The 12828-nt window shown below is 54.2% G+C and carries 10 protein-coding genes and 7 tRNA genes; 16 read left to right on the top strand and 1 reads right to left on the bottom strand.

What is annotated here, in order from left to right; all coding sequences use genetic code 11:
• Nucleotides 1-42: 42 nt before the first annotated feature.
• The 12 genes from nagB (at nt 43) to ACQG0S_RS06170 (ending at nt 6907) form a co-directional block, all read left to right on the top strand.
• Nucleotides 43-843 carry a glucosamine-6-phosphate deaminase gene (gene nagB / locus ACQG0S_RS06225; protein ID WP_003858663.1) on the top strand — a complete coding sequence of 267 codons (801 nt, stop codon included), beginning with the start codon at nt 43-45 and terminating at the stop codon, nt 841-843.
• Nucleotides 844-897: 54 nt separating this feature from the next.
• Nucleotides 898-2046 (top strand): N-acetylglucosamine-6-phosphate deacetylase, encoded by a 1149-nt coding sequence (gene nagA / locus ACQG0S_RS06220; protein ID WP_003858664.1) that lies wholly within the window; start codon nt 898-900, stop codon nt 2044-2046.
• Nucleotides 2047-2054: 8 nt separating this feature from the next.
• Complete coding sequence (nagC, locus tag ACQG0S_RS06215) at nt 2055-3275, top strand: DNA-binding transcriptional regulator NagC (protein WP_022647442.1); 1221 nt, start codon at nt 2055-2057, stop codon at nt 3273-3275.
• Between the two features lie 45 nt (nt 3276-3320).
• A complete protein-coding gene (nagD, locus tag ACQG0S_RS06210; protein WP_003858667.1) occupies nt 3321-4073 on the top strand; it encodes a ribonucleotide monophosphatase NagD in 753 nt (250 codons plus the stop codon).
• Nucleotides 4074-4323: 250 nt separating this feature from the next.
• Nucleotides 4324-5988, top strand: a complete 1665-nt coding sequence (gene asnB, locus ACQG0S_RS06205) for an asparagine synthase B (RefSeq protein ID WP_015571128.1) — start codon at nt 4324-4326, stop codon at nt 5986-5988.
• Nucleotides 5989-6213: 225 nt separating this feature from the next.
• Nucleotides 6214-6290: transfer RNA gene (locus tag ACQG0S_RS06200), tRNA-Met, on the top strand.
• Between the two features lie 8 nt (nt 6291-6298).
• Nucleotides 6299-6383 (top strand) — tRNA-Leu (locus tag ACQG0S_RS06195).
• Between the two features lie 23 nt (nt 6384-6406).
• Nucleotides 6407-6481, top strand: a tRNA-Gln gene (locus tag ACQG0S_RS06190).
• Between the two features lie 32 nt (nt 6482-6513).
• A tRNA-Gln gene (locus ACQG0S_RS06185) sits at nt 6514-6588 on the top strand.
• Between the two features lie 17 nt (nt 6589-6605).
• Nucleotides 6606-6682 (top strand) — tRNA-Met (locus ACQG0S_RS06180).
• 41 nt (nt 6683-6723) lie between these two features.
• A tRNA-Gln gene (locus ACQG0S_RS06175) sits at nt 6724-6798 on the top strand.
• Between the two features lie 34 nt (nt 6799-6832).
• Nucleotides 6833-6907, top strand: a tRNA-Gln gene (locus ACQG0S_RS06170).
• Between the two features lie 546 nt (nt 6908-7453).
• On the opposite strand, the gene ubiF is transcribed toward ACQG0S_RS06170, so the two are convergent.
• Nucleotides 7454-8629, bottom strand: coding sequence for a 3-demethoxyubiquinol 3-hydroxylase (ubiF, locus tag ACQG0S_RS06165; RefSeq protein WP_048966698.1), 1176 nt, complete (start codon nt 8627-8629; stop codon nt 7454-7456).
• Nucleotides 8630-8764: 135 nt separating this feature from the next.
• Between ubiF and miaB the strand changes: the two genes are divergently transcribed.
• From miaB to corC, 4 genes are all read left to right on the top strand, one after another.
• Entirely contained in the window at nt 8765-10189 is a 1425-nt protein-coding gene (miaB, locus tag ACQG0S_RS06160) for a tRNA (N6-isopentenyl adenosine(37)-C2)-methylthiotransferase MiaB (RefSeq protein ID WP_023305691.1), read from the top strand.
• A 163-nt stretch (nt 10190-10352) separates the two neighbouring features.
• Nucleotides 10353-11399 carry a PhoH family protein gene (locus tag ACQG0S_RS06155; protein ID WP_003858674.1) on the top strand — a complete coding sequence of 349 codons (1047 nt, stop codon included), beginning with the start codon at nt 10353-10355 and terminating at the stop codon, nt 11397-11399.
• Nucleotides 11396-11863, top strand: coding sequence for an rRNA maturation RNase YbeY (gene ybeY / locus ACQG0S_RS06150; protein WP_003858677.1), 468 nt, complete (start codon nt 11396-11398; stop codon nt 11861-11863). The genes ACQG0S_RS06155 and ybeY overlap by 4 nt, the downstream gene beginning before the upstream one ends.
• An 84-nt stretch (nt 11864-11947) precedes the next feature.
• Nucleotides 11948-12826 (top strand): CNNM family magnesium/cobalt transport protein CorC, encoded by an 879-nt coding sequence (corC, locus tag ACQG0S_RS06145; protein WP_003858679.1) that lies wholly within the window; start codon nt 11948-11950, stop codon nt 12824-12826.
• Nucleotides 12827-12828 lie beyond the last annotated feature (2 nt).

Below are 12828 nucleotides of genomic sequence, written 5' to 3'. Positions count from 1 at the left end.
CTAATCATCCGCCCACTTTTACTTAAACTTTAGAGGTGAATAATGAGACTGATTCCCCTGGCAACAGCTGAACAAGTCGGAAAATGGGCTGCTCGTCATATCGTTAACCGCATCAACGCGTTCAAACCAACAGCCGATCGTCCTTTCGTACTCGGTCTTCCAACCGGTGGAACTCCCCTGACCGCATATAAGGCTTTGGTTGAAATGCACAAAGCGGGCCAGGTTAGCTTTAAACATGTTGTGACCTTCAACATGGACGAATATGTCGGCCTGCCAAAGGAACATCCGGAAAGTTACCACAGCTTTATGCACCGTAATTTCTTCGACCACGTTGATATTCCGGCTGAAAACATTAACCTGCTGAATGGAAACGCGCCTGATATTGACGCAGAATGCCGTCAGTATGAAGAAAAAATCCGTTCCTACGGTAAAATCCACCTGTTTATGGGCGGCGTAGGCAACGATGGTCATATCGCGTTCAACGAACCGGCATCTTCACTGGCTTCCCGTACCCGTATTAAAACGTTGACCCATGACACGCGTGTGGCTAACTCCCGCTTCTTTGACGGCGACGTCAATCAGGTGCCGAAATACGCGCTGACCGTGGGTGTGGGTACACTGCTGGATGCCGAAGAAGTGATGATTCTGGTGCTGGGCGCAGTGAAAGCGCAAGCGCTTCAGGCTGCCGTTGAAGGCAACGTGAACCATATGTGGACTATCAGCTGCTTACAGTTGCATCCAAAAGCGGTTGTCGTGTGTGACGAACCGTCCACCATGGAGCTGAAAGTGAAAACGCTGAAATACTTCAACGAGCTGGAAGCTGAGAACATTAAAGGTCTGTAATTGAATAACCGCCTCTTTTATCAGGGGCGGTCGCTTTTTTAACCGGGGGTCGATATGTACGCTTTAACCCACGGTCGGATTTATACCGGCCATGAAATTCTGGATGACCATGCGATTGTAATCGCCAATGGCCTGATTGAACGTGTTTGCCCGCTGGCGGAACTGCCGCCGGAGATCGAACAACGTTCCCTCAATGGAGCAGTAATCTCCCCCGGTTTCATCGACGTACAGCTTAACGGCTGCGGCGGTGTCCAGTTTAACGATACCGCAGAGGCGGTAACGGTTGAAACGCTGGAAATCATGCAAAAAGCCAACGAGAAATCGGGCTGCACCAGCTATCTGCCAACGCTGATTACCAGCAGCGATGACCTGATGAAACAGGGTATCCGCGTCATGCGCGAATACCTGGCAAAACATCCGAATCAGGCGCTGGGTCTGCACCTGGAAGGACCATGGCTGAATATGGTCAAGAAAGGCACCCATAACCCGAACTACGTGCGCAAACCGGATGCCGAGCTGGTGGATTACATGTGCGCCAATGCCGATGTGATCACCAAAGTGACGCTGGCACCGGAAATGACCGGCACGGACGTTATCAGCAAACTGGCCGCCGCCGGGATTGTGGTATCTGCGGGCCATTCGAACGCGACCCTGAAAGAGGCGAAGGCCGGTTTCCGCGCAGGTATTACATTTGCCACACACCTTTATAACGCGATGCCGTATATTACCGGTCGCGAACCGGGACTGGTTGGCGCAATTCTGGATGAACCAGACGTCTACTGCGGCATTATCGCCGACGGCTTGCATGTCGATTACACCAACATCCGCAACGCCAAGCGCCTTAAAGGCGACAAGCTCTGCCTGGTCACGGATGCTACCGCTCCGGCAGGAGCGAATATTGACCAGTTCATTTTTGCTGGTAAAACAATATACTACCGGAATGGACTGTGTGTGGATGAGAACGGCACGCTGAGCGGTTCTTCTCTGACGATGATCGAAGGGGTACGTAACCTCGTTGAACATTGCGGCATTGCGCTTGAGGAAGTGCTGCGCATGGCCACGCTTTATCCGGCGCGCGCTATTGGCGTCGATAAACAGCTCGGCGGTATTGCGCCAGGTATGGTTGCAAACCTGACGGCGTTCACACACGATTATAAAATTATTAAGACCATCGTTAATGGTAACGAGGTCGTCACTGAGTAAGTAAAAGTATGACACCAGGCGGACAAGCTCAAATCGGTAATGTCGATCTCGTTAAACAACTTAACAGCGCGGCAGTTTATCGCCTGATTGACCAGCACGGGCCAATCTCACGCATTCAGATAGCCGAACAAAGCCAGCTTGCTCCCGCCAGCGTGACAAAAATTACACGTCAGCTTATTGAGCGCGGCCTGATCAAAGAAGTGGATCAGCAGGCCTCCACCGGCGGCCGCCGCGCGATTTCCATCGTCACTGAAACCCGCAATTTTCAGGCCATTGGCGTTCGCTTAGGCCGTCATGACACCACGCTTACGCTCTACGATCTGAGCAGCAAGGCCATTGCCGAAGAGCACTACCCCCTTCCTGAGCGCACACAGGAGACGCTCGAACACGCGTTACTGAATACCATCGCGCAGTTTATCGAAAGCTGTCAGCGCAAGATCCGTGAACTCATCGCCATCTCGGTGATTTTACCCGGTCTGGTTGACCCGGAAAGCGGCGTTATTCGCTACATGCCGCACATTAAGGTAGAGAACTGGGGGCTGGTTGAGGCGCTGGAAAAGCGCTTCAAGCTGACCTGCTTTGTTGGTCACGATATCCGCTCGCTGGCGCTGGCGGAGCACTACTTTGGTGCGAGCCAGGACTGCGAAGACTCTATTCTGGTGCGCGTTCACCGTGGTACAGGTGCGGGTATCATCTCGAATGGCCGCATTTTTATTGGTCGTAACGGTAACGTAGGCGAGATCGGTCATATCCAGGTGGAACCGCTTGGCGAGCGCTGCCACTGCGGTAACTTTGGCTGTCTTGAAACCGTTGCCGCCAATGCCGCCATTGAACATCGCGTCCGCCACCTGCTGGAGCAGGGTTATCAGAGCCGCGTCACGCTGGGCGACTGTAAGATCGGTGCCATCTGCAAAGCGGCAAACAAAGGCGATGCGCTGGCCTGCGAAGTGATCGAACAGGTAGGACGCCACCTGGGTAAGACCATCGCCATTGCCATCAACCTGTTTAATCCGCAAAAAGTGGTGATTGCCGGCGAGATCGTTGAAGCCGAAAAAGTATTACTGCCTGCCATTGAAGGCTGCATCAATACCCAGGCGCTGAAGGCATTTCGCCAGAATTTGCCGGTGGTGCGATCTACGCTCGATCACCGCTCGGCAATTGGCGCATTCGCCCTGGTAAAACGTGCCATGCTCAACGGGATCCTGCTGCAACATTTGCTGGAATCCTGATCGGACCTTATAGTAACGCCTTCTTTTTTTGATGTCGGATTGTCCATGACCATTAAGAATGTAATTTGTGATATCGACGGCGTGCTGATGCACGACAACGTTGCCGTGCCAGGTGCTGCGGAGTTTCTTCACCGCATCATCGACAAAGGAATGCCACTGGTTCTTCTCACGAACTACCCTTCACAGACTGGTCAGGATCTGGCAAATCGCTTTGCTACCGCGGGCGTCAATGTCCCGGACAGCGTGTTTTATACCTCTGCGATGGCGACCGCGGATTTCCTGAAGCGTCAGGAAGGCAAAAAAGCCTACGTGGTTGGCGAAGGCGCGCTGATCCACGAGCTGTATAAAGCGGGCTTCACCATCACCGACGTGAATCCGGACTTTGTCATCGTGGGCGAAACGCGCTCCTTTAACTGGGAGATGATGCATAAAGCAGCCTACTTTGTCGCCAATGGTGCACGTTTTATCGCCACTAACCCGGATACGCATGGTCGTGGTTTTTATCCCGCCTGCGGTGCGCTGTGCGCCGGTATCGAAAAAATATCAGGCCGTAAGCCGTTTGTTGTCGGCAAACCGAGCCCGTGGATCATCCGCGCTGCACTGAATACGATGCAGGCACACTCAGAAGAAACCGTCATTGTTGGCGACAACCTGCGCACCGATATTTTGGCCGGCTTCCAGGCCGGGCTTGAAACCATCCTGGTGCTTTCTGGCGTTTCACAGCTTGATGACATTGATACGATGCCGTTCCGGCCAAGCTGGATTTACCCCTCTGTCGACGAAATCGACGTTATTTGATTCAGAACCACGCCCCAGGGCGTGGTTTTTCATTTCTGCTGCCTGAAAATATCACTTCATCTAACGAAATCAGCTCTTCATTGAGAAATCATCAATAGAATGGCTTAATGCATACTCTTTTTTTAAGATTCGGCAATTGCCATTGCACTTTTTACGTTTTCATCGGTAAAACGCTTGCGCCCCCTCCCCCTTTTGCGGCATTTTCATAAGCAAGCAACATCACAACGCAACAGGGTTAACGGAGAAGGTTATGTGTTCTATTTTTGGCGTACTGGATATTAAAACTGACGCGGGCGAACTGCGTAAAAAAGCACTCGAATTGTCCCGCCTGATGCGCCATCGCGGTCCGGACTGGTCAGGCGTATACGCCAGCGATAAAGCGATTCTGGCTCACGAACGTCTCTCCATTGTTGATGTCAACGCTGGCGCACAGCCGCTGTATAACGAGAAAAAAACGCACGCGCTGGCTGTTAACGGTGAAATTTACAACCATCAGGCGCTGCGCGCCGAGTACGGCGATCGCTACGCGTTTCAGACAGGCTCAGACTGCGAAGTGATCCTGGCGCTGTATCAGGAGAAAGGCCCGGAGTTCCTCGACGACCTGCAAGGTATGTTCGCCTTCGCGCTGTACGACAGCGAAAAAGACGCTTACCTGATTGGCCGCGACCATATTGGTATTATCCCGCTGTACATGGGACACGATGAACACGGTAACTTCTACGTTGCCTCAGAGATGAAAGCCCTGGTACCGGTGTGCCGCACCATCAAAGAGTTCCCTGCAGGTAGCTACCTGTGGAGTAAAGACGGCGAGATCCGCCCGTACTACCAGCGCGACTGGTTTGATTATGAGGCGGTGAAAGACAACGTGACGGACAAAGCCGAACTGCGTCAGGCCCTGGAAGAGTCAGTGAAAAGCCACCTGATGTCAGACGTACCTTATGGCGTACTGCTCTCCGGCGGTCTGGACTCCTCCGTGATCTCCGCGATTACCAAGAAATTCGCCGCACGTCGCGTGGAAGATCAGGAGCGCTCTGAAGCCTGGTGGCCGCAGCTGCACTCCTTTGCCGTGGGTCTGGAAGGGGCACCTGACCTGAAAGCCGCCCAGGAAGTGGCGAACCATCTCGGCACGGTGCACCATGAAATTCACTTCACCGTACAGGAAGGTCTGGATGCGATCCGCGATGTGATCTATCACATTGAAACCTATGATGTGACCACCATTCGCGCCTCCACGCCGATGTATTTGATGTCGCGGAAGATCAAAGCGATGGGCATCAAGATGGTGCTCTCCGGCGAAGGTTCTGACGAAGTGTTTGGCGGTTATCTCTATTTCCACAAAGCACCGAACGCCAAAGAGCTGCATGAAGAAACGGTGCGTAAGCTACAGGCGCTGCACATGTTTGACTGCGCGCGCGCCAACAAAGCGATGTCCGCCTGGGGTGTGGAAGCCCGCGTGCCGTTCCTCGATAAGAAATTCCTCGATGTGGCGATGCGCATCAACCCGCAGGACAAAATGTGCGGCAACGGCAAAATGGAGAAACATATCCTGCGTGAATGTTTTGAATCCTACCTGCCGGCGAGCGTGGCGTGGCGTCAGAAAGAGCAGTTCTCCGATGGCGTAGGTTACAGCTGGATCGACACCCTGAAAGAGGTGGCGGCAAAACAGGTTTCTGATCAACAACTGGAAACTGCGAGCTTCCGCTTCCCGTACAACACGCCAGCCTCGAAAGAAGCGTATTTGTACCGTGAGATCTTTGAGGAGCTGTTCCCGGTTCCAAGTGCAGCCGAGTGCGTACCGGGTGGTCCATCGGTCGCCTGCTCTTCTGCTAAAGCCATTGAATGGGATGAATCCTTCAAAGCCATGAACGATCCGTCAGGACGCGCAGTGGGCGTTCACCAGTCTGCCTATAAATAATGTTCAGAGTATCATCAGGCCCTCCGGGGCCTGATTTTTTTTCCTCTCTTTTCCCCGCATAAAATCGATTAATAACCAATAATTGTCGAATATTCGGCCTCGCTGTTCGCAACCTAACCAAACAGTCACATTCCGGCTATTTTCATTGAAAAAGGTGTTGACGCTGCAAGGGTCTATACGCATAATGCGCCCCGCAACGCCGATAAGGTAACGCGAAAAAAAGATGGCTACGTAGCTCAGTTGGTTAGAGCACATCACTCATAATGATGGGGTCACAGGTTCGAATCCCGTCGTAGCCACCATCTTTTTTGCGGGAGTGGCGAAATTGGTAGACGCACCAGATTTAGGTTCTGGCGCCGCAAGGTGTGCGAGTTCAAGTCTCGCCTCCCGCACCATTCCCAGGTAAGCGTTGCACGGATGGGGTATCGCCAAGCGGTAAGGCACCGGTTTTTGATACCGGCATTCCCTGGTTCGAATCCAGGTACCCCAGCCATATTTCTTCGATCATGCGGTTCTCCGCGGTATTGGGGTATCGCCAAGCGGTAAGGCACCGGTTTTTGATACCGGCATTCCCTGGTTCGAATCCAGGTACCCCAGCCATCGAAGATTGCAGTACTGGCTACGTAGCTCAGTTGGTTAGAGCACATCACTCATAATGATGGGGTCACAGGTTCGAATCCCGTCGTAGCCACCATATTTATGTTATCGAATACGATTCGGTAAACTGAACATTGTTGGGGTATCGCCAAGCGGTAAGGCACCGGATTCTGATTCCGGCATTCCGAGGTTCGAATCCTCGTACCCCAGCCACTTTAAAGTCGTTAAGCAGTTTGTTTAACGCAATTGGGGTGTCGCCAAGCGGTAAGGCTCTGGTTTCTGATACCAGCATTCCGGGGTTCGAATCCCTGCACCCCAGCCACTTAAAACAAACAAGCCCGCTCTGCGGGCTTTTTTGTTTTTGTTGCTCAGAATAGTGCGGCCTGATGCCCTCACCCTAACCCTCTCCCACGGGGCTGAGGGATCCCCAGTAATTTTTTTATGCAGAAGCAATAAAGTTGCTTTCTAAATGACTGAGGGCTGTCAGCGATGCCCTGGTCCGGCTGTAAATCGCTGAGGCGTTTGCCTTCCGGCCGGGGCGAGGCGCAGGGATGCGCCGAGAGGGCGGCTTTACAGGGACGTTGCCTCCGCCCGTACCCGATAAGCCGGAAGGAATAAGCCGAGGGCACCGCGAAGCGGCGATTTACCGCCGGGAGCCCGGGTCGCCAGGGTGGTGGCGACTGAGCCACCCTGGCACGTTCACCGGTCATGTCGTTACAGAGTAGCAAGGAACATAAAGTGAACGGAATGACCACCACCGCCGTATGTTCCCCTCACCCTAACCCTCTCCCCGGAGGGGCGAGGGGATTGCTCAGTGCTCGCATTTATTTGTGGGGTACCCTCAGCCCACGGGGAGAGGGAATAAAGATTAGAGTCCGAGGGCGTATTTCAGTGCCTGACGCTTCAGACCACCGGCACGTTCCGCTGCCATCAATCCAATATTGCGCAATATCCGCACCGGACCCACGTCATTGCTGAACCCGGCATAGAACAGATCCATCCCCGACTGCATAATGAAGTTATCCGCCATACGGCGCGTCTGGTAGCGCTTCAGTACCTCATGGCTGGCCCAGGCTTCCGCGTGGGCGCGAGCGTTACCCAGCACATCCAGTAACGCATCGACGTCACGGTATCCCAGGTTAACCCCCTGCCCCGCCAGCGGATGAATGGTGTGCGCCGCGTCTCCCACCAGGGCCAGCCCTTCACGGGCATACTGCAACGCATGGCGTCGCATCAACGGGAATGCGCCAGCGGCAACCGGGGTCACGTTACCCAGACGGCGCGGGAAGTGCTGGCGGATTTCGCGCTGCAACTGATCCATGGACAGCCCCTGCAACTGTCGAATGCGCGCCGGCTTGTCGTACCACACCAGCGAAGCCCAGTTATCAAACAACGGTAAGAATGCATGCGGGCCGTTCGGCGTAAAATGCTGCCAGGTGCTTTCGCCCGGCGCGTTTTCTGACTGCACGGTGATCAGCATGCAGGATTGCTGATACTGCCAGGCATGGATCCCAATGCCTGCCATCTGCCTGACCTGCGAGTTCGCGCCATCCGCCCCCACCACCAGCTTTACGGCCAGCTCATCGTCGTTATCCAGCGTCAGGAGATATCCACCTTCATGACGATGCAGGGCTTTCAGCGAGTCCGGAACGCGCAGCGTCACCTTCGGGTGCGCCTCCAGCGCCTGCCAGAGCGCCTGCTGGAGCACGTTGTTTTCCACCATATAGCCCAGACGCGGCAGTTTCAGCTCGGCGGCGTCAAACGAGACGTGAGCATTTTCCCACTCCCAGGTTTCAAGACGGCTGTAAGGGTGCGCGCGCATCGCCAGCACCGCCTCCCAGACGCCCAGCCCGCGAAGCAGATCAACAGAGGACGCGCTGATGGCGGAAATACGCACGTCCGGTTGGCTGGAAGGATCGAATACCGGCGGAGCCGCCTGTTCAATAACGGTTACGTCAAATCCCTGCTGCGCCAGCCCCAGCGCCAGTGCGCCGCCGACCATACCGCCGCCAACAACGGCAACTTCGGTGTTCAGGAGTGTCATGGTCACTATTCCTTATTGGAGAATACCTTAAGTTTACCGGATTTTTGCGGCCCTGAGGTTGACAACCTTCATACTGGTCACAACCGCACCAAAGCATTACAATACGCGGCTTGCAATCCTGAGCTGAGCAAGTCGATGACTAAAAAACTCCATATAAAAACCTGGGGCTGTCAGATGAACGAATACGATTCATCTAAGATGGCCGATCTGCTGGATACCACCCACGGATACCAGCTGACTGAAAATGCGAAAGAAGCCGATGTGCTGCTGCTGAACACCTGTTCAATTCGTGAAAAAGCACAGGAAAAAGTCTTTCATGTGTTAGGCCGCTGGAAGCTTCTCAAACGGAAAAATCCGGACCTGATCATTGGCGTGGGTGGCTGCGTCGCATCGCAGGAAGGTAAGCTGATCCGCCAGAGAGCTCCCTATGTGGATATCGTTTTTGGCCCTCAGACCCTGCACCGCCTGCCAGAGATGATTAACCAGGTTCGCGGCAGCCGTAGCCCGGTGGTTGACGTGAGTTTCCCGGAGATCGAGAAATTTGACCGTCTGCCAGAGCCGCGCGCTGATGGCCCGACCGCCTTCGTCTCCATCATGGAAGGCTGCAACAAATACTGTACTTACTGCGTGGTACCTTACACCCGTGGTGAAGAAGTGAGCCGCCCGGCAGACGATATCCTGTTTGAAATCGCGCAGCTTGCCGCGCAGGGCGTTCGCGAAGTGAACCTGCTGGGCCAGAATGTGAACGCCTGGCGCGGGGAAAACTACGACGGCACCACCGGCAGCTTTGCTGAACTGCTGCGTCTGGTGGCGGCGATTGACGGCATTGACCGCATTCGCTTTACCACCAGCCATCCGATGGAATTTACCGACGACATTATTGACGTCTATCGCGATACGCCAGAGCTGGTGAGCTTCCTGCACCTGCCGATCCAGTGCGGCTCTGACCGCGTGCTGAACATGATGGGTCGTCCACATACGGTGCTGGAGTATAAGTCCACCATCCGCAAGCTGCGTGAAGCGCGCCCGGATATCCAGATTAGCTCCGACTTTATCGTCGGCTTCCCTGGCGAAACCGCTGATGACTTCGAGCGCACCATGAAGCTCATCGGCGAGGTGAATTTCGACGTCAGCTACAGCTTCATCTTCTCAGCACGCCCGGGCACCCCAGCGGCCGATATGGTTGACGATGTGCCGGAAGAAGAGAAAAAGCAGCGTCTCTATATTTTGCAGGAGCGTATCAACCAGCAGGCCAACGCCTGGAGCCGTCGTATGCTCGGCACTGTCCAGCGTATTCTGGTGGAAGGCACTTCCCGTAAGAGCATCATGGAACTGTCTGGTCGAACCGAAAATAACCGCGTGGTGAATTTTGAAGGCACCCCGGACATGATTGGTAAGTTTGTGGACGTCGAGATTGTCGAAGTGCTCACGAACTCGCTGCGCGGGAAGGTGGTACGCACTGAGGACGAAATGGGTCTGCGTATTGCACAGACTCCGGAATCCGTTATCTCTCGCACCCGTAAAGTCAACGATTCTGGCGTAGGTATTTACCAGCCCTGATCCCTCTGGCCTGCCTGTCCGGCAGGCCTTGTATTTCCTCTCATCACCCCCAATATCTACCGCAACGCTTGCGCCTTTATTCTATGGCGTGAATAATTTCGGTAATGACCGTTTTATTACGCCGTGTGGCCACAGGTCAGTTAACCAAATAAAGAGGAACAGTTTGAACATAGATACGCGTGAAATTAGCCTTGAGCCCGCAGACAACGCTCGCCTGCTGAGCCTGTGCGGGCCGTTTGATGACAACATCAAACAACTGGAGCGACGTCTGGGTATCGAAATCAATCGTCGCGATAACCATTTCAAACTCACCGGACGCCCAATCTGCGTCAACGCCGCGGCAGATATTCTCCGCAGCCTGTATGTTGATACCGCCCCGATGCGCGGTGAGATCCAGGATATTGAACCTGAACAGATCCACCTGGCCATCAAAGAGGCGCGCGTGCTTGAGCAGAGCGCGGAAAGCGTGCCGGACTATGGCAAAGCCATCAACATTAAAACCAAACGCGGCGTGATTAAGCCTCGTACCCCGAACCAAGCACAGTACATCGCCAACATTCTCGACCATGACATCACCTTTGGCGTGGGTCCGGCGGGTACGGGTAAAACCTATCTGGCCGTTGCTGCTGCTGTCGATGCGCTTGAGCGTCAGGAGATCCGCCGTATCCTGCTGACCCGCCCTGCTGTAGAAGCCGGTGAGAAACTCGGCTTCCTGCCGGGCGATTTAAGTCAGAAAGTGGACCCCTACCTGCGCCCGCTGTACGACGCGCTGTTCGAAATGCTCGGCTTCGAGAAAGTTGAAAAGCTCATCGAACGTAACGTGATTGAAGTGGCCCCGCTGGCCTACATGCGTGGGCGTACGCTTAACGACGCGTTCATCATTCTGGATGAGAGCCAGAACACCACCATCGAACAAATGAAGATGTTCCTGACGCGTATTGGCTTTAACTCGAAAGCGGTTATTACCGGTGACGTCACCCAGATTGACCTGCCGCGTAACACCAAATCGGGTCTGCGTCACGCCATCGAAGTCCTGGCCGAGGTAGAGGAAATCAGCTTCAACTTCTTCCACAGTGAAGACGTGGTACGCCATCCGGTGGTCGCGCGTATCGTTAACGCTTATGAGGCCTGGGAAGAGGCAGATCAGAAGCGCAGGGCCGAACTGGCCGCAGAACGTAAGCGCGAAGCGCAGGAGCATGAACAGAAATGAGTCAGGTGATCCTCGATTTACAGCTGGCCTGTGAAGATAATTCCGGCATGCCAGAAGAGGCACAGTTTCAGAAATGGCTGGATGCCGTTATCCCCCAGTTTCAGGAAGAATCAGAGGTCACGATTCGCCTGGTGGATGAAGCAGAAAGCCATGAGCTCAACCTGACCTATCGCGGGAAAGATAAGCCGACCAATGTGCTCTCTTTCCCATTCGAAGCCCCTCCGGGCATTGAGATGCCGCTGCTGGGCGATCTGATCATCTGCCGTCAGGTGGTTGAGCAGGAAGCCAAAGAGCAGCAAAAGCCGCTGGAAGCGCACTGGGCACACATGGTGGTGCACGGTAGCCTGCATCTTCTGGGTTACGACCATATTGAAGATGACGAAGCGGAAGAGATGGAATCCCTCGAGACAGAGATAATGCTTGCTCTGGGCTATGAGGATCCGTACATTGCCGAGAAAGAATAGTCAGTCACTGACTACCATGCCGCCGCGCAGGGACATAGCGCGGCGGTTAACGTTGAACTAACAAGAGAACCCTTAACAAACGCCATGAGCGACGACAATTCACACAGTAGCGACACGACAACCACTAAAAAGGGATTTTTCTCCCTCATCCTGAACCAGCTTTTCCACGGCGAACCGAAAAACCGTGATGAACTGCTGGAGCTGATTCGTGATTCCGGGCAGAACGACCTTATCGACGAAGATACGCGCGAAATGCTCGAAGGGGTGATGGACATCGCCGACCAGCGCGTCCGCGACATCATGATCCCCCGCTCGCAGATGATTACCCTGAAACGCAACCAGACGCTGGACGAGTGCCTCGATGTGATTATCGAATCGGCTCACTCACGTTTCCCGGTCATCAGCGAAGACAAAGATCACATCGAAGGGATTTTGATGGCGAAAGATCTGCTGCCGTTTATGCGCAGCGATGCCGAAGCCTTCAGTATGGAAAAAGTGTTACGCCCGGCCGTGGTTGTGCCGGAAAGTAAGCGTGTGGATCGGATGCTGAAGGAGTTTCGCTCCCAGCGCTATCACATGGCGATTGTTATTGATGAATTTGGTGGCGTTTCCGGTCTGGTCACAATCGAAGACATCCTCGAGCTGATTGTGGGCGAAATCGAAGATGAATATGACGAAGAAGAGGATATCGACTTCCGTCAGCTGAGCCGCCACACCTGGACCGTGCGCGCGCTGGCCTCCATTGAAGACTTCAATGACACCTTTGGCACCAGCTTCAGCGATGAAGAAGTGGACACCATTGGTGGTCTGGTGATGCAGGCCTTCGGCCATCTTCCGGCCCGCGGTGAAACCGTTGACATCGATGGTTACCAGTTCAAGGTCGCAATGGCTGACAGCCGACGTATTATTCAGGTTCATGTCAGAATGCCGGACGACTCACCGGTGCCAAAACTGGAAGATTAATG

Source organism: Enterobacter cloacae complex sp. 418I7 (assembly GCF_050030705.1).
In the GTDB taxonomy this organism is placed as follows: domain Bacteria; phylum Pseudomonadota; class Gammaproteobacteria; order Enterobacterales; family Enterobacteriaceae; genus Enterobacter; species Enterobacter intestinihominis.
Note: the sequence above shows the minus strand (reverse complement) of the source record. Positions and strands in the feature narration are given on the sequence as shown.

Coding starts and splice junctions, on each gene's coding strand:
- corC (WP_003858679.1), top strand. CDS start 11,948: ATGAGCGACGACAATTCACACAGTAGCGACACGACAACCACTAAAAAG.
- asnB (WP_015571128.1), top strand. CDS start 4,324: ATGTGTTCTATTTTTGGCGTACTGGATATTAAAACTGACGCGGGCGAA.
- ybeY (WP_003858677.1), top strand. CDS start 11,396: ATGAGTCAGGTGATCCTCGATTTACAGCTGGCCTGTGAAGATAATTCC.
- nagC (WP_022647442.1), top strand. CDS start 2,055: ATGACACCAGGCGGACAAGCTCAAATCGGTAATGTCGATCTCGTTAAA.
- miaB (WP_023305691.1), top strand. CDS start 8,765: ATGACTAAAAAACTCCATATAAAAACCTGGGGCTGTCAGATGAACGAA.
- nagB (WP_003858663.1), top strand. CDS start 43: ATGAGACTGATTCCCCTGGCAACAGCTGAACAAGTCGGAAAATGGGCT.
- ubiF (WP_048966698.1), bottom strand. CDS start 8,629: ATGACACTCCTGAACACCGAAGTTGCCGTTGTTGGCGGCGGTATGGTC.
- nagA (WP_003858664.1), top strand. CDS start 898: ATGTACGCTTTAACCCACGGTCGGATTTATACCGGCCATGAAATTCTG.
- nagD (WP_003858667.1), top strand. CDS start 3,321: ATGACCATTAAGAATGTAATTTGTGATATCGACGGCGTGCTGATGCAC.